Genomic DNA, 16,004 nt, shown 5'->3' with positions numbered 1-16,004 from the left:
GCTTATCCCTTCAAATGAGATCTAGGCTTGAAATCGAAAACTTTTTCTAGCTCTTGGTAAGCTGCTTTTTGTGCATCGCTTTGTGCTTCAGGTAAAACAATATTGGGTACGACATAAAAATCACCAGGCTCTTTACTGGGTATCCCTTTACCTTTGAGACGCATTTTGCGGCCCGACTTGGTGTTGGGGGGTATGCTTAATTCCAGAGTGCTGCCAGCTGGTGTGGGAATGTTCACATTCGTACCTAATGCTGCCTCCCAAGGAGCCAGCGGTAAATCGAGATACACATCTTTGCCATCTACTTTGTAAAGTGGGTTAGGGTGGAACTCAATTTCCAAATAGAGATCACCGGCGCCACCATCACCCATGCCGGGACCACCTTGGCCACTAAGACGCAGGTTCTGCCCAGCCTTAATCCCTTTTGGAATATTGACATCCAATTTACGCTCTTGCGTAATCACATGTCCTTCTGCATCTTGTACTGGCATGTGCAAAGAGATCGTGCGCTTAGCGCCGTTATAGGCATCCGATAAATCAATCAGAATCTTGGCGTGATGATCTTGCCCTTTGAAATGCATACCTTGGCGAGGATTGCCACCACGACTACCCTGACGGTGTCTTGCTCGCCCAAACAACGATTCAAAGAATTCGCTTTGATCGCCGTCGTAGCCACCACCATATCCTCCGAAGCCAGTATTTGGATCCTCAGAAAATTCAAAACCGGCATTCCAATTAGGAGGAGGACTAAAGTCTTGGCCTTGCTTCCAATTGCTACCCATTTGATCGTAGGCCGCCCGCTTTTCTGTATCTTTGAGAACGGAGTAGGCCTCGCCAATCTCTTTGAAGCGCTCTTCAGCATCCTTCTCTTTATTGACATCTGGGTGATATTTGCGAGCAAGCTTGCGATAAGCAGTCTTGATTTCTGCTTCAGTTGCGCCACGGGCAACACCGAGTGTTTCGTAATAGTCCCGAAATTTCATGGTTCTAGCGTGATCCCCATTGAATGTTTACCTCAATAGGTGGATTCTACAGCCCTTCGTCTTTCAATTACGCTAAGGTGTCTGCCCAGATATTGTGTGCCCAGCCCCAAGCGTAGCTTGCCTCTGTATTAGAGGGTTCGGAAGAGAGACCACCAGCGCCTGGTACTGATTTAAATGTTTTTGCTTGGGCATCGTATTGATGAACGCTGGCAATATGAACGGCGGCTTGCTCGCTCACAAAGCTATAGCAAGTGTTATTGACAACGGGCGCAGGGTTGATTGGCCAATCGTTCAGCTGTGCAATGATGGCTGCTGCAGCTACTTTGGCATGTTGATTGGCCATATGACCTGACTTTGGCATGAGTGGCGCTGTCTGGATAGCATCTCCCAGTACATGAATATCCCTCGTTGCAGTGGCTTCAAAATTGAGGAAGTCAACATTGACCCAGCGTCCATTTGCATTCGCGAGCCCAGTTTTGATAGCAATTTCACCAGCACTCATGGCTGGTAAAACATTCAACACATCGGCTCGCACATCATCTTGCACTTCGAAGCGGAGTGTTTTGGTTTTTGGATCAACGCCGGTAACGTTGTGTGAAGGAAGATATTCAATTAGCCCCGAGTATTGCTCTGACCAAGCTTTTTTAAAGAGCGCTCCTTTTGAGGTGATGTCTTGATTGGCATCCAAAATGAGTACTTTAGACTTCGGTTTATGTTGCTTTAAGTAATTGGCAACCAAGCTGGCGCGTTCATATGGTCCAGGAGGACAGCGATAGGGCGCTTCAGGAATACTGATAGCGAATACGCCACCATCGTGCATAGCAGCTAATTGTTTATAGAGCATCAGCGTTTCAGGACCAGCCTTCCAGGCTTGTAATGTCACGCCTGCTTGATTGGCTTTAGCAAGACCCTCAATCGAATTCGTCATCAAACTGATGCCGGGAGAAAGTACAACTTTGTCGTAGCCGATAACCGATCCTGAAGACAGTTTGACAGTCTTCTTGTCAGGATCTATCGCACTCACGCTATCACGAATGAGTTTGATGCCATGATGCTTGGTCAGGCTGTCATAGGGTGATGTAATGTCTGCCATCGAACGCATACCTGCCACAACAAAATTCGACATGGGACATGACAAGAAGCTCGCATTAGGTTCAATCAATATGACATTGGCCGTATTGTTCGAAAACAGGCGCAGATATTTAGCAGCCGTCGCACCACCAAAGCCACCACCAATGACTAAAATCTGTGCTTTATCTAAGCCGGCTCGGGCAAAAGATGAGAATCCCCCCAGCAAGCTTAAGCCAGCAGCACCATGAGCAAGAAAGTGACGGCGACTATTGTTCATCTGTTTATGGCTTCTGACCAAGTTGATTGGCAATGCTCTCTAGCTGGGCATCGGTATAGCCTTTCGTTAACTGAGGCATGAGCGTGCCAGCCCGATTACCTGATTTATAAGCTAAAAGTTGTGCCAGTAATTCTTCGCTGCTCAATTGGCTAATTAAAGGAATGCTGGCATTGGGTAAGCCCTTGCCATTCGTACCATGGCAATTGGCACAAGTAGCAGCCAAACCCTGTTGATCAAGTTGATCGGCTGTAGAGATTTGAGCCCAGCAAGAAGAGCTGAGGCTGGCAAATAGTAAAACGCTATAGGCGAGGGATTTCACTTGAGGTCTCTATGATTCATGGATTCATTTTATCCCTCCCGATCAAAACCGATAAACTGTCGGGATGCAAGGCAATTTCTCAATCCGTAGCGCGCTTCTAATCCTGTTATTAGCGGTCGTGAGCTATTTTTATGGATTAGATAGCCGCTTTGCTCCGAAGAATGGGGATGAGTATCCCTATATGCATATCGTGCGCCTCACTGCAGACTCTGGTCATTGGTTGCCTTTACAGTCCGAGATGGATGGCTTAAAAAATACTAAACCTCCCTTACTGTTTTGGCAGGGAATTGCCAGTACCTCTTGGGCAAGTCAGTGGACCCTATGGAATCTTCGGTGGCCCAATCTGCTGTATACGGGCTTAACCGCTTTCTTCTTATTTTTAGCGGTGCGACGTTTTAGCGCTCAAACAAAGACAGGAATATTGGCTGCTCTAGTGTGGCTAGCTTTTTTCTCAAGCTATCGTTATGGTCGACCTTTCTTAACTGATCCCGCGGAAGTCTTTTTCTTAACCCTTCCTTTTATGGGATTGTTGTATTGGGGTAAGACAGCCTTTGACTCCCGTTTGCTATTCCCGGTATTTGCTGCCCTATGTTTTGGTCTGGCATTGCTTGCTAAATCTTTTGCCTATATCGTGCCAGCCACATTTGCCCTGACTCTCTATTACTGGCGCTGGCGTGAGTGGAGTCTGTCTAAATTCATTACCCGCGATCTCTTGAAGTTGGCCTTGATTGTGATTGTGGCCTTGGGTGTATTTGCTCTTTGGTTCTTGCTCGATCCTTCTCCTGAGGCAATTTGGAGAGAATTTGTCTTGGGTGAGAACGCGGGCAAGTTTCAGGCGAGAAGCTCTAACTACTTATTCGATCTCTTCCGAGGTGGCGATAGTATCTGGATGCTGATTCTCACCACATTAGCCAACGCTGGTCTATTCATTGCCGTCCTGGTTAACACGCTCTGGCAATGCTGGCGTGAGCGGCGCTTTCTTTCCATTGAAGAAAATCTCCTACTACTCTTGATTGCAGCCTTCTTGATTGTCTTTAGCTTGCCAAGTCAACGCTCTGGACGCTATCTATTGCCTGTGATGCCAGCCTTTGCTGCATTGATTGCGCTACATTGGCAACACTTATCCTTTTGGGGCTTTCGGTTTGCTTTGGTTCTACAGTTGATCATCCTCGGTGCTCTAACGTGGGTAGGCTTTAATCTCCAAGCTGAAAATCCTATCTGGCATTACTCCTCTGGGCATTGGGTCTTGATGGCCATCAGCGTGACTTGCGCATTACTGGGTCTTACCAAAACGCAATGGTGTAAGTCGCTGACATTGGCTGTCTGCTTTCTCTCTTATTGCGCTCTCAATAGTAGTCTTGCCCCACTGGAGGGAGCATTGGGTCGCTATGATTTCCAGGCCATTGAAGCTGTTCAGGAAAAAGCAGTCTGGATTCCTTGTGACTATCGCGCCAAAGACGAGGAGTATCGCTTGCTATTACCTGGGGCGCAGTTACATGGTTATCCATCTCAGCAGGCAAATGACATCACCGGCTTACTAGGCCAATATCCATTGGTGGCAGTTCAAGCCCCTTTGAACTCATCAATTGAAGAGAAGCTAGCAGCTTGCCCCTCTTGCAATATCATTGGCCACCGTATGGAAATGCGGGCAAGACAAACGCCCCAAGAGATTGAGGCGATACTGAAGGGTCATATTGGAGAGTATCTTTTTGTGAATGAATATTTAATCGCAGGCCCGGCTATCGTTCCAAGTGTTGAGCCTGGTAATGAATTAAGCAGCGGGCTGCCTAAGGATGCTTGTAGATGATGCGCGTAGTAGCACTCTGTTTTTTATTGCTGGCAACAGTCCTCGGTTTCTTGCATGTGGATAGTCATCCTGCATGGGCACCGTTTCAGATACAAGAGCTGGTTAGTGCTGACCCAGAATCTAGCCACAACAGTAAAGCGGGAGTGGTTCAGCCCAAATCAGATTGGCTGCCCGATACTGGCGCAGCCTCAGTTCATGCGGCTTCATTGATTACCCTGAAAGATGGCGCATTGCGAGCCTTCTGGTTTGCCGGTAGCCGCGAGGGGGCAGCAGATGTAGTGATCAACAGTGCGGTATTTGACCCACACACTAATACTTGGGGTGAGCCGACGGTAGTGATCGATCGGTTAACTGCTGAAAAATCCTTGGCGCGCTATATTGCCAAATTGGGTAATCCTGTTCCTGCTAGGGCGGCTGACGGGCAGCTACAACTATTTTTTGTTACGGTATCCATAGGGGGATGGGCAGGTAGCTCAATCTCCACCATGAGTTCGGCTGATGAGGGGCTAACGTGGAGTAAGCCACAACGCTTAATTACTTCGCCGTTTACCAACTTGAGTACCTTAGTAAAAACACCCGCTATTTCTTTTACAGATAGTCGCCTCGGTTTACCCGCTTACCACGAGTGGATTGGTAAGTTTGGGGAGTTACTGCGAATCGATGGTGATCAAGTCATTGATAAGCGCCGGATGAGTTCAGGCCGAAGTGCGATTCAGCCACTCGTGTTGATCGATGGCCCTGAAAAAGCCCATGCCTACTTCCGTCAGACCCGAGGAGGCTCCCAAGTACATCAAATCCCTGTTAGTGAAACGCAAAATGCCGGCCAGTCTTGGCAGGCTCAAGCCGACCTTCCGATTGCCAATCCTAATGCTGCCATTACGGGAGTGCTGTTACCCAGTGGCTTAAGAGTGCTCGTAGCCAATGACCTCGAATCGGGGCGCGATCGTTTGGTGATGCTGGCTCAGGATCATTCAGCTGCGCAATGGCAAATCATTGATGTGCTCGAGGATGATGAAGCCTTGGCACCAGAACAGCGCCGAGAGTTTTCTTATCCTTACATCGTTGCTAATGGTGCTCAAGTCGACTTGGTCTATACCTGGGATCGAAAAAAGATTCGGCATATTCGTTTTGATGCTGGCTGGATTCAGCAAGCTTATAGCAATGCACAAGCTAAGTCCGCAAACAGCGAGGAGGCTAAGTAATGAAAAATATCATGCAGACGATTGCCTTGCTCGAGATGTCGATCACTTGTGCCGCGCTCATAGTTTGGGCGATCCAAAGAAACTTCGAGGCGCAAATACCGGTGGCAGCCCGAATGATCTTAGCCTTGTTGTTAGCCAATCTTTTTTATTGGCCGCTCGGTATGTTTATGCAATTGCCACTAGCAGCCTATATCCGCGGTGTAACTGGCGATCTCAGTGTGGTCACTTTGCTCTTACTGTGGTCGAGTGTCTTACTTGATCGCGTTGATCCCAGAAATACCGAAGCACATTTTGTGCCGATTGGGTTTAAGGTGTCGATCGTCGTCATCGCATTCGGTTTTTATCCCTTTGCGCTTGGTGTCGGAATGTTTGATCCTTATGGGTGGGGCTATGCGAGTATTGGGTTCTTGATGGTCGTGTCGATATTTGCGGCTATCCTGGCAATCGTAAACTGGACTAAGGGCGCATTGATTATTGCCTTGGCGATTCTGGCGTGGTCGATTCATTGGCATGAGTCTGCGAACCTCTGGGATTATTTATTGGATCCTTTCCTCATGATTTGGGCTTTATTTGCTTGTATCAGTGCTATCCGACGTAAGCGACGCGAGCGTTTGCAGTCAGGATTCTTATTTAGAGCGGGATAAGATCTTGCTACAAGAAAAAAGCCAGCATCACGCTGGCTTTTTCACTAATGGAGTCGAGTCAAATATTTAATCTGCATAAGCCCCTGCTTTACGAATGACGGGACCCCATTTATTAATTTCAGAGTCTAGTTGAGTTTTGAGGGATTCGGAAGTCACTTTGCTCATTGGGACAACTTCAATATTCGATTCGCCTAAGCGGGCTTTGACCTCAGGATTATTGAGAGCCACTTTGAGCGCTTTGTTAATTCTGGCAAGCACTTCTGGTGGCGTACCTTTAGGCGCATAGAGCCCATGCCACGCTTTGACCTCAAAACCTTTTAGACCCTGTTCATCAAGTGTAGGAATGCCAGGCAGACCTGGAAGGCGTTTCAGTGTTGTAACCCCATAGGTCTTCACTAAATTGTCTTTGATATAGGGGACGGTTTGCGTTGTTTGATCACACAACAAATCAACTTGACCGCCTAAAAGGTCAGTTAGGGCGGGGCCAGTGCCTTTATAGGGCACAGTGGTAAGTTCCACACCTTCACGAGACATTAATAAAAGACCACATAATTGAGATACTGAGCCGGGCCCTGCGTTAGCAATTGTTACCTTTTCTTTATTGGCTTTGATATAAGCCTCAAGTTCTTTAAAGTTGTTTGCTGGAAAGTTTTTACGACCCAAGAGCACCATTGGCACATCAACGACCTGGCCAATATATTCAAAGTCTTTCATGGGATCAAAGGGGAGCTTTTTATATAAAGCTGGTGCAGTTGCCATCCCCATATGATGGAGATACAAAATGTATCCATCTGGAGCCGCCCGTGCCACACGAGTAGAGGCAATCGTGCCACCAGCACCCACAGTATTTTCAACAATCACCGTTTGGCCAAGCTCTTTGCCCATAGGCACTGCGATTAAACGGGCAACTGCATCAGTGGGTCCGCCTGCTGAGAAAGGTACCACTAAAGTAATGGGTTTATTGGGGTAGGTATCTGCAGCCATTGCAGTTCCGCTTAGACCACAAGTGGCGGCAACCAGTGCAAATATGCTGCTAAATATTGATGAGCGAATCTTCATGGGGATCTCCGTTTTCAAGCTCGAATGACTTTTTATCTAGCTGTGATTGTGCCAGCTTTAGGGCTTTGCTAGATTAGTGTTTACCAGTAAGCAATGACAAAGCTTAATAGCCCCGCTACAGCGGCGCCAGCAATGACGGTAATGACCCCGCGTTGGTATTTGAATAAGGCAATGGCTGAAAGCACACAAATCACAATTGAAGTCCAAGAGATTGATCCACTTAAGCCGGCAGGAAAAAAGACATGGTAGGCAAAAAATATTCCCAAATTAGCAATTACACCAACAACCGCTGCGGTGATGGCAGTCAAGGGCGCGGTCAAGCTCAGCTTACCGTGAGTCGATTCAATGAGTGGACCGCCGACTACGATAAAAAAGAAGGAGGGCAGAAAGGTAAACCAAGTGGCTACCACTGCACCAAGTGCGCCAAACCAAAAGGGATTGAGATTACTCGACAGATGAGTGAGATGTCCCGCAAGATAGCCCACAAATGCCACGACCATAATTAATGGACCTGGCGTCGTTTCTCCTAAAGCGAGACCGTCGATCATTTGTCCTGCGCTGAGCCACTGATAATGTTCAACCGCACCTTGATAAACGTAAGGCAAAACAGCATAAGCCCCACCAAAGGTTAAGAAGGCAGCCTTGGTAAAGAAATAAGCCAATTGAGGATAGAGGCTTTCCCAGCCACCCAAAGCACAAAGTAAGCCGATGGGTAGAAGCCAAAAACAAAGTGCGAGCAGGCTGTGTCGAATCGCCTTGCCAGAAGAAAATTTCGCATGCTCGGGAGTTGGGGTGTTGTCATCGATGATGGCTGGCCCAAAGTGTTCTGAGTTGCTCCCGTGCGATTGTTGCGTTTGAAAATATGCTGGATAACGTTTGCTACCCCACCAACCAATGAAGGCAGCAATCACTACGATGATGGGAAAAGAAATATTGAAAAGAAAGATGGCTAGAAAAGATCCCAGTGCAATCAATTGCAAGACGCGGTTATGAATCGTGCGTTTGCCAATGCGAACTGCAGCGAATACCACAATGGCAGTGACTGCAGGCTTAATCCCAAAGAAGATAGCCGCAATCCACGGTATCTGTCCAAAAGTCAGGTAGATCCAGGATAGAGCAATCAAAATCAAGAGTGAGGGCAGAATAAATAAACTACCCGCTAATAAGCCACCCCAGCCCCGATGCATCAGCCAACCAATATACGTTACTAATTGTTGGGCTTCAGGACCAGGCAAAAGCATGCAGTAGTTCAAAGCATGTAAAAAGCGCCGCTCAGAAATCCAGCGACGCTTTTCAACTAATTCTTGATGTAAAACCGCGATCTGTCCTGCAGGACCACCAAAGCTAATGAAGCCTAGCTTAGCCCAAAACTTCAGGGCTTCGCGGAGTGAAACACTCAAGCGTCTTCCATTCCGCCAACCACTTGGCTAAAGCCGTTATCAACGTAAATGATTTCAGCAGTAATGCCGTTAGCTAAATCAGACAAGAGGAAGGCTGCGCTGTTGCCAACATCATCAATCGTGACATTACGTCGTAAGGGTGCGGTTGCTTCAACTGCATCTAAGATCTTACCGAAGCCCTTGATACCAGAGGCAGCCAAAGTTTTGATCGGACCTGCAGATATGCCGTTCACACGAATTCCTTTGGGGCCTAATGAACCTGCCAGATAGCGAACCGATGCCTCCAAAGATGCCTTGGCTAAGCCCATGGTGTTGTAATTGGGTACATTGCGCATCGAGCCCAAATAAGTCAGCGTCAATAAGGCAGATTTGTCGCGCAACATGGGCATGGCTTCTTTAGCCATCGCTGGAAAACTATAAGCAGAAATATCATGGGCAATTTTGAAGCCCTCGCGGCTCAAGCCGTCCAAGAAATCACCAGCAATTGCTTCGCGAGGAGCAAAACCAATGGCATGTACAAAACCATCAAATTGTGGCCAGGTTTTGGCTAAATCCCTAAAGAGTGCAGTGATTTGTTCATCGCTGCCGACGTCACAGTCAAAAATCAGATCAGTATTGAATTCTTTAGCAAAATCGACAATTCGGTCTTTAAAGCGCTCACCCACATAGGTGAAGGCCAATTCAGCCCCTTCGCGATGGCACGCCTTAGCGATGCCATAGGCAATTGAGCGGTTAGAAAGAAGGCCGGTAATGAGGATTTTTTTGCCGGTCAGAAAGCCCATAGAGTGTCCTTTGCTTCAAATGTGGTTTGCTATCTACAATTGTTACATATATGCCGATTTACTCATCCCTTCGCCCATTCTGTATTCAGCGCCTGATTTTGGCTATAGCCCTGGTGCTCAGCCTCATTAGCATCCCAAGTTACGGCTCACAGGGAATCGCGCAGTATGGAAAACCAAAGTATGCCGATGGATTTAGCCACTTTGATTACGTTAATCCCAATGCACCTCGTGGTGGCACGCTGACCTTACCTAACCCGGGTTCCAGAAGCAGTTTTGATAAGTTCAATCCTTTCACCCTCAGAGGCGTCACCGCCCCTGGTATCGAGTTGATGTTTGAATCTTTGGCTGAGGGTAGTGCAGATGAAGTGGCCAGTATCTATGGCCTATTGGCAGAGGATATTGCTGTTGCGGCCGATCGTAAATCAGTGACATTTCGCCTGAGGCCGGAAGCAAAGTTTTCAGATGGCAGTCCAGTCATGGCTGCAGATGTTAAATACAGTTTTGAGATGTTGATGAGTGGGCAGGCTCATCCTCGCTATAAGACTACTTTCGGAGATATTCAACAGGTAGTGGTCTTATCTCCAAGAGAAGTGCGGTTTGATTTCAGGAACCAAAATCCCGAACTGCCACTGCTAGCTGGAACCATGCCGATCTTTTCGCATAACTGGGGCAAGCGGGCGGATGGCACTTATATTCCCTTTGACCAACTGGACTTTGAGACCCCGATTGGCAGCGGCCCTTATTTAATTGAATCTTATAAAGCGGGAAAGTCGATTACTTTCAAACGCAATCCTGATTACTGGGCGGATCATGTCAATAAACCCCTGAATGTGCGGGTCGGTTTTTATAACTTCGATCGGATTGTGTACAAGTTATACAGTGATGATGCGGTGCGTCTCGAGGCATTCAAGGCGGGTGAGTTTGATGCCTTAGTTGAGTACCGCGCTAAGATTTGGGCCAAAGGCTATGTCGGCTCTAAATTTAATGACGGCAGCTTATTGAAAAAAGCCTTCTTGAATCACAATGGCGCGGGCATGCAAGGCTTTGCGATGAATTTACGCCGGCCGATTTTTCAGGATGTACGTGTCCGTCAGGCTCTGGGTTATGCACTTGATTTTGAATGGTTAAACCGCCAGCTCTTTTTTGATCAATACAGTCGCATTAACAGCTATTTCACAAACAGTGATTTGAGTGCCAATTTTGATGGTCCACGCAAACCCACTGAAGCTGAGTTGAAGTTACTCAGACCCCTCAAAGAGAAATACCCCCGCTGGGTGCCGGATGCTGTATTTGGTCCGATGCCGCCAGCGCCATCAACTGCGGCACCATCTAGTCTGCGTCAGAATCTACGGAAGGCGCGAGAGTTATTGGCAGATGCTGGCTGGACCTATCGTGATGGCGCATTAAGAAATATTCAAGGGGAGCCATTCCGTTTTGAAATGGTCGAAGACGGCGGCTTCTTTCTGAGAGTCATTTCTGCCTATACCCGTAATTTGGAGAAGTTGGGAATTCAGGTCGACGTCAGAACTAGTGATTTCGCCCTTCATCAAAAGCGGATGAATGAATACGATTTTGATATGACGACGGTTCGCTTTCCAGACTCACAAAGCCCAGGTAACGAACTGTGGGATCGCTTTGGTAGCCAAGCTGCTAAAGAAAAGGGCTCAGATAATGTCATCGGCATTCAGTCGCCAGTCGTGGATGCCTTGGTTGGAGAAATTACTAAAGCCCAGAACCGAGAGCAGCTGCGAGCGGCGAGTCGAGCGCTCGATCGGGTCTTATGGAATAGCTATCTTGTCGTACCCCAATGGTATAACCCAACACATCGAATCGCCTTCAGAAAAGAAATGCGCTATCCGGAACCCCCTTCGTATTACATGGCTGAAACTTGGATCCTGCAGAACTGGTGGAAAGCAGAGGCGCCCTGATGCAAGTACAGATGCGTTCTTATATCGCAAAGCGATTGTTATTGATGATCCCAACGCTATTGGGTGTCTTGACCCTCACTTTTGCTGTAGTGCAATTTGTTCCTGGTGGTCCAGTAGAACAAATGGTGCTGGAGCTAAAGGGTAAGGGCAATGGTTCGGTAGGCGGTTCTGAGTCTTCTGGCGCTGGTGCGACTTATCGCGGGCGCCAGGGAATTGATGAGCAGCGCCTAGCTGAGGTCAAGGCTCTATATGGTTTTGATAAGCCACCAGTAGAGCGCTACTTCATGATGTTAGGACGCTTTGCTAGATTTGATTTGGGTCAAAGCTATTACCAACACCAAAGCGTGTGGCATTTAGTGGTTTCTAAATTACCCGTGTCAATCAGCATTGGTTTGTGGACTTTCCTTATCACCTATTTAATTTCTATTCCCCTGGGTATTGCTAAAGCAGTTCGAGAAGGTTCTCGCTTTGATACGGTGACGAGTACCATCATCTTGGTAGGGTATGCCATTCCAGGGTTTGTATTGGGAGTCTTGTTGCTCGTACTCTTTGGAGGAGGCAGCTTCTTGCAGTTATTTCCCTTGCGTGGTTTGACTTCTGATAATTGGTCAGATCTCAGTTTGATTGGCAAGATTCTGGATTACCTCTGGCATTTGGTCTTACCCATTACTGCGATGGTGCTGGGTAGTTTTGCGGTGGTCACTATGCTCACCAAAAACGCTTTCTTAGAAGAAATTCGCAAGCAGTATGTGTTGACAGCAAGAGCCAAAGGTTTAAGTGAACAACAAGTCCTATGGAAGCATGTCTTTCGTAATGCGCTCTTGCCCTTAGTGACAGGATTTCCTGCCGCCTTCATTGGCGCTTTCTTTGCGGGTTCTTTACTAATTGAGACCTTGTTCTCTCTAGATGGCCTTGGTCTTCTCTCGTATGAGTCTGTCATGCGACGCGATTACCCAGTTGTTTTTGGTACCTTGTACTTGTTCACCCTGATTGGTCTATTTACCAAGTTGATCTCAGATCTCTGTTATGTCTACATTGATCCTCGTATTCAGTTTGGCGCAGGAGGCGGCTCGTGAGTCGCTGGCAACGATTTAAGCGCAATCGCACAGGCTATGTGAGTCTGTGGATTTTTCTGCTGTTGTTTGGCTTTAGTATGTGCGCCGATTTCATTGCCAATGACAAGCCGCTGATTGTTCGTTACAACGGACACTTCTATTTTCCGATTGTGCACAATCAAGCCGAGACGGTTTTTGGTGGAGACTTTGCTGCACCGACAGATTTTCTGGATCCCGATATTCGCCACAACATTACCAGTGATGGCAATTGGGCGATCTATCCACTGATCCCCTATAGCTACGAAACCCTCAATTACTTTTCTCAGGTTCCCAACCCCGCTCCACCATCAGCGGAGAATTGGTTTGGCACTGACGATCGCGGGCGTGATGTTTTATCCCGTTTAATTTATGGCTTTCGTTTATCCATTCTCTTTGGTCTCGCACTCACCATTGTGGGAGTTGGTGTGGGCATCATCACAGGCTCCTTGATGGGCTTCTTCGGGGGTAAGTTTGATTTGATATCTCAGCGCCTGATTGAAATCTGGGGCTCAATGCCTGAACTCTATCTACTGATTATCTTTGCCTCGATCTTTAATCCTAGCGTCTTACTATTAATTGTGTTGCTGGCGGCTTTTGGTTGGATGGGTTTGTCTGATTATGTCCGTGCCGAGTTTTATCGTAACCGTGCCCTTGAGTATGTTCGTGCGGCCAAAGCTTTAGGGCTGACCAATTTTCAGATCATGATGCGCCACATACTGCCGAATAGTTTGACACCGGTCATTACCTTTCTGCCATTCCGAATGAGTGCTGCCATTTTGTCCCTCACCAGTTTGGACTTCTTGGGTTTGGGTGTTCCACCAGGTACGCCAAGTCTTGGTGAGCTGCTTTCACAAGGCAAAGGGAATTTAGATGCATGGTGGATTTCCCTCTCCACCTTTGTGGTCTTAGTTGCAACATTGCTTCTCCTGACCTTTATGGGGGAGGCCCTGCGCAACGCGTTTGATTCTCGTCAATCAGGCTCGGTCAGCGGGGTACGCTCGTGAATACTTTATTGCGCTTCGAAGATGTAAGTATTTCTTTTGGAACAGGGCGTCGCGAGAAGTTTGCACTGAGCCATCTTGATTTAGAAATCGGGGTTGGTGAGCGAATTGCTTTGGTTGGTGAATCCGGCTCTGGAAAAACCTTAAGCGCGCTTGCGCCTTTGAGACTTGAGCCCGAGGGTGCCAAGATGACAGGTCGGATTTGGTGGAGTGGCAAAGAGAATGCACAACAGCAAGCCACTACTAAGCCAGTCGATTTGCTGTCACTACCCATTGAAAAGATTCGTCAGATCCGCGGACGAGAAATTGCCATGGTCTTTCAGGAGCCGATGACAGCTCTGAATCCCTTATTTACTATTGGCGATCAGATTATTGAAGCAGTCCAGATTGATGAGCCCTTCATCTCTAAAGCAGATTCCTTTGCAGCAGCGGTGGATCTTTTGCGTAAGACCGGAATCCCTGAGCCTGAAAAACGCTTTCACTCTTATCCACACCAACTATCCGGCGGACAAAGACAGCGTGCGATGATTGCGATGGCTCTGGCGTGTAAACCCCGTTTACTCATTGCGGACGAGCCTACGACTGCACTTGATGTGAGTTTGCGCTTGCAGATTCTGGATTTGCTGAAAGAGCTACAAGAAGAATCTAAAGATCATGGCGGTATGGGCATTCTCTTGATTACGCATGACCTCAATTTGGTGAAGCACTTTGCTCATCGGGTGGCAGTATTAAACCAAGGCAATTTAGTGGAATTCGGTTTGACCAAGCAAGTCTTTGAACATCCAGAAAATCCGTATACCCAAACCTTGGTCAATAGCGAGCCTGTGAGAGACCTGGCGCCAGTCATGCCGCTCGCTCCAGTCTTGCTGCAAACTAATCATTTGTCAGTCTCCTATCCCAGCCTAGATTCAGGATCATGGTTTAAGAAGGCGCCAAGACATTCGGCATTGAAAAAAATTGGTTTTGGCCTGAAACAAGGGCAAACCATCGGTGTCATTGGAGAGTCTGGCTCTGGAAAAACGACTTTAGGGATGGCGGTGCTCGGTCTCTTAAATGATTCATCTGCTGAAGTGACTGGCGAGGTGGATGTGCTCGGGAATGACTGGAAAACTTTGAAGCCTGCTCAAAGAAGATCAATGCGCTCGAGCTTGCAGGTGATCTTTCAGGATCCCTTTGGCTCTCTCTCGCCACGTATGACGGTGATGCAAATCATTGCCGAAGGTTTGGATATTCATTTCCCAAAATTGAGTAGTGTTGAAAGAGAGCAGAGGGTATTGGATATTTTGCGAGAGGTTGGCATTGATCGCTCTGCATTAGCGCGTTATCCGCACGAATTTTCTGGAGGGCAACGACAGCGCATCGCCATCGCCCGGGCACTGATTTTGCGGCCCCAGATTCTGGTGCTGGATGAGCCTACTTCGGCCTTGGATGTCTCGATTCAGAAACAGGTGCTGGCTTTATTGACCGAATTACAGAAAAAATACAATTTGGCTTATTTGATGATTAGTCATGACTTGGCAGTAATTAGAGCCATGTCGCACGAGATTATGGTGCTCAAAGGTGGCAAGATGGTCGAGTTTGGTGAGACCGAAACCCTAATTAAGCACCCCAAGCAAAGCTATACCAAAGAGCTATTTGAAGCCGCCGAAATTACCTAGGCCCCTTGATTGAATGGGCTAAATTGGTGCGTTTTTATCAGAAATATTAAAAAAATTGTTTATAAACAAATACTTACTGATATCCCCCAGTCTTGGTAACGTCAAGCTTCTTTGTTACACTCGCCTGATGTCATTAAACAAAGTAGCCCCTCAGACCCTCAAAGGCATCCTAATGTCTTTGGGTCTTGCCGCATTTCTTGCCTGCGCTGGATTTGCTCATGCTGAGGAGCCAGTGGATGCCCCCAAAGAAAGTATGTTCCAAGCTGGGAAATCCTATTTCTCTCGCGCTTCGGATCGTCTGGTTGATTCCGTCTCAGAAAAATCTGAGTCCCTGATTAATCAAGCGATGTCTGTGATTGGGGTGCGTTATCGCTGGAATGCTGAGCTGCCCCAGTCTGGTTTGGATGGCAGTAGTTTTGTCGCCTATGTCTTTAAAGATAAGTTGGGATTTTTGCTTCCCAATAAGTCAACCCAAATGAGTCAGGTTGGCAAACCCATTACTCGCGATGATCTGCAGCCTGGCGATTTGGTATTTTTTAACACCATGCGTTTAACTTTTTCACACGTTGGTATTTATGTTGGCGACAACAAATTTATTCATTCACCTTCTAAGGGTGCCAGCGTGCGAGTCGATGATCTGAGTAGCGTGTATTGGGATCGTCGTTTTGACGGTGCGCGTCGTTTAGACAGTGGAGATGCATTGGGCGGTGCTGAGCGTCGCGAGCTGCTCGATCAAATCAATAATATCAAGCGTAAGCCCCAAAGCCTCTAGTTGAAACTCA

At 47.5% G+C, this 16,004-nt stretch carries 14 protein-coding genes; 8 read left to right on the top strand and 6 right to left on the bottom strand.

The annotated features are described in order from the left end of the window. Positions 1 to 2: 2 nt before the first annotated feature. From ICU98_RS06075 to ICU98_RS06065, 3 genes are all read right to left on the bottom strand, one after another. Positions 3 to 980: a DnaJ C-terminal domain-containing protein gene (locus ICU98_RS06075; RefSeq protein WP_215351361.1), complete on the bottom strand. Its 978-nt coding sequence runs from the start codon at positions 978 to 980 to the stop codon at positions 3 to 5. A gap of 67 nt (positions 981 to 1,047) precedes the next feature. Further along, positions 1,048 to 2,328: an NAD(P)/FAD-dependent oxidoreductase gene (locus ICU98_RS06070; protein ID WP_215351359.1), complete on the bottom strand. Its 1,281-nt coding sequence runs from the start codon at positions 2,326 to 2,328 to the stop codon at positions 1,048 to 1,050. Positions 2,329 to 2,332: 4 nt separating this feature from the next. After that, the gene (locus ICU98_RS06065) at positions 2,333 to 2,647 is read right to left on the bottom strand and encodes a c-type cytochrome (protein ID WP_215351356.1); all 315 of its coding nucleotides are present in this window, start codon (positions 2,645 to 2,647) and stop codon (positions 2,333 to 2,335) included. Positions 2,648 to 2,711: 64 nt separating this feature from the next. On the opposite strand from ICU98_RS06065, the gene ICU98_RS06060 reads away from it, so the two are divergent. Genes ICU98_RS06060 through ICU98_RS06050 form a run of 3 tightly spaced genes read left to right on the top strand, consistent with a single transcriptional unit; the run spans position 2,712 to position 6,300 of the window. Then, positions 2,712 to 4,454, top strand: coding sequence for a glycosyltransferase family 39 protein (locus ICU98_RS06060; RefSeq protein ID WP_215351353.1), 1,743 nt, complete (start codon positions 2,712 to 2,714; stop codon positions 4,452 to 4,454). Further along, the gene (locus ICU98_RS06055; protein WP_215351350.1) at positions 4,451 to 5,656 is read left to right on the top strand and encodes an exo-alpha-sialidase; all 1,206 of its coding nucleotides are present in this window, start codon (positions 4,451 to 4,453) and stop codon (positions 5,654 to 5,656) included. Before ICU98_RS06060 ends, ICU98_RS06055 begins: the two co-directional genes overlap by 4 nt. Then, positions 5,656 to 6,300 (top strand): hypothetical protein, encoded by a 645-nt coding sequence (locus ICU98_RS06050; protein WP_215351347.1) that lies wholly within the window; start codon positions 5,656 to 5,658, stop codon positions 6,298 to 6,300. Before ICU98_RS06055 ends, ICU98_RS06050 begins: the two co-directional genes overlap by 1 nt. 66 nt (positions 6,301 to 6,366) lie before the next feature. Here ICU98_RS06050 and ICU98_RS06045 read toward each other — a convergent pair whose 3' ends face one another. The 3 genes from ICU98_RS06045 to fabI form a co-directional block, all read right to left on the bottom strand. After that, entirely contained in the window at positions 6,367 to 7,359 is a 993-nt protein-coding gene (locus ICU98_RS06045; protein WP_215351344.1) for a tripartite tricarboxylate transporter substrate-binding protein, read from the bottom strand. Between the two features lie 80 nt (positions 7,360 to 7,439). Further along, complete coding sequence (gene chrA, locus ICU98_RS06040; protein WP_215351341.1) at positions 7,440 to 8,759, bottom strand: chromate efflux transporter; 1,320 nt, start codon at positions 8,757 to 8,759, stop codon at positions 7,440 to 7,442. After that, complete coding sequence (gene fabI, locus ICU98_RS06035) at positions 8,756 to 9,541, bottom strand: enoyl-ACP reductase FabI (protein WP_215335879.1); 786 nt, start codon at positions 9,539 to 9,541, stop codon at positions 8,756 to 8,758. The genes chrA and fabI overlap by 4 nt, the downstream gene beginning before the upstream one ends. Positions 9,542 to 9,591: 50 nt before the next feature. Here fabI and ICU98_RS06030 point away from each other — a divergent pair, with 50 nt between their 5' ends. From ICU98_RS06030 to ICU98_RS06010, 5 genes are all read left to right on the top strand, one after another. Further along, complete coding sequence (locus ICU98_RS06030; protein ID WP_215351338.1) at positions 9,592 to 11,469, top strand: extracellular solute-binding protein; 1,878 nt, start codon at positions 9,592 to 9,594, stop codon at positions 11,467 to 11,469. An 11-nt stretch (positions 11,470 to 11,480) separates the two neighbouring features. Then, a complete protein-coding gene (locus ICU98_RS06025; RefSeq protein ID WP_215353178.1) occupies positions 11,481 to 12,545 on the top strand; it encodes a microcin C ABC transporter permease YejB in 1,065 nt (354 codons plus the stop codon). After that, the gene (locus tag ICU98_RS06020) at positions 12,542 to 13,567 is read left to right on the top strand and encodes an ABC transporter permease (RefSeq protein WP_215351335.1); all 1,026 of its coding nucleotides are present in this window, start codon (positions 12,542 to 12,544) and stop codon (positions 13,565 to 13,567) included. Before ICU98_RS06025 ends, ICU98_RS06020 begins: the two co-directional genes overlap by 4 nt. Further along, complete coding sequence (locus tag ICU98_RS06015; protein WP_215351332.1) at positions 13,564 to 15,222, top strand: ABC transporter ATP-binding protein; 1,659 nt, start codon at positions 13,564 to 13,566, stop codon at positions 15,220 to 15,222. Before ICU98_RS06020 ends, ICU98_RS06015 begins: the two co-directional genes overlap by 4 nt. A gap of 127 nt (positions 15,223 to 15,349) precedes the next feature. Beyond that, positions 15,350 to 15,994: a C40 family peptidase gene (locus tag ICU98_RS06010; protein WP_215351329.1), complete on the top strand. Its 645-nt coding sequence runs from the start codon at positions 15,350 to 15,352 to the stop codon at positions 15,992 to 15,994. Positions 15,995 to 16,004: the final 10 nt, after the last annotated feature.

Source organism: Polynucleobacter sp. MWH-P3-07-1 (assembly GCF_018687555.1).
Classification (GTDB): domain Bacteria; phylum Pseudomonadota; class Gammaproteobacteria; order Burkholderiales; family Burkholderiaceae; genus Polynucleobacter.
The sequence above is the reverse complement of the archived record's forward strand: the minus strand, read 5'-3'. Positions and strand labels throughout refer to the sequence as shown.

What these genes read in the sequence shown, in the direction of transcription:
- ICU98_RS06075 (WP_215351361.1), bottom strand. Translation starts at nt 980, where the DNA reads ATGAAATTTCGGGACTATTACGAAACACTCGGTGTTGCCCGTGGCGCA.
- ICU98_RS06070 (WP_215351359.1), bottom strand. Translation starts at nt 2,328, where the DNA reads ATGAACAATAGTCGCCGTCACTTTCTTGCTCATGGTGCTGCTGGCTTA.
- ICU98_RS06060 (WP_215351353.1), top strand. Translation starts at nt 2,712, where the DNA reads ATGCAAGGCAATTTCTCAATCCGTAGCGCGCTTCTAATCCTGTTATTA.
- ICU98_RS06055 (WP_215351350.1), top strand. Translation starts at nt 4,451, where the DNA reads ATGATGCGCGTAGTAGCACTCTGTTTTTTATTGCTGGCAACAGTCCTC.
- ICU98_RS06050 (WP_215351347.1), top strand. Translation starts at nt 5,656, where the DNA reads ATGAAAAATATCATGCAGACGATTGCCTTGCTCGAGATGTCGATCACT.
- ICU98_RS06045 (WP_215351344.1), bottom strand. Translation starts at nt 7,359, where the DNA reads ATGAAGATTCGCTCATCAATATTTAGCAGCATATTTGCACTGGTTGCC.
- fabI (WP_215335879.1), bottom strand. Translation starts at nt 9,541, where the DNA reads ATGGGCTTTCTGACCGGCAAAAAAATCCTCATTACCGGCCTTCTTTCT.
- ICU98_RS06030 (WP_215351338.1), top strand. Translation starts at nt 9,592, where the DNA reads ATGCCGATTTACTCATCCCTTCGCCCATTCTGTATTCAGCGCCTGATT.
- ICU98_RS06025 (WP_215353178.1), top strand. Translation starts at nt 11,481, where the DNA reads ATGCGTTCTTATATCGCAAAGCGATTGTTATTGATGATCCCAACGCTA.
- ICU98_RS06010 (WP_215351329.1), top strand. Translation starts at nt 15,350, where the DNA reads ATGTCATTAAACAAAGTAGCCCCTCAGACCCTCAAAGGCATCCTAATG.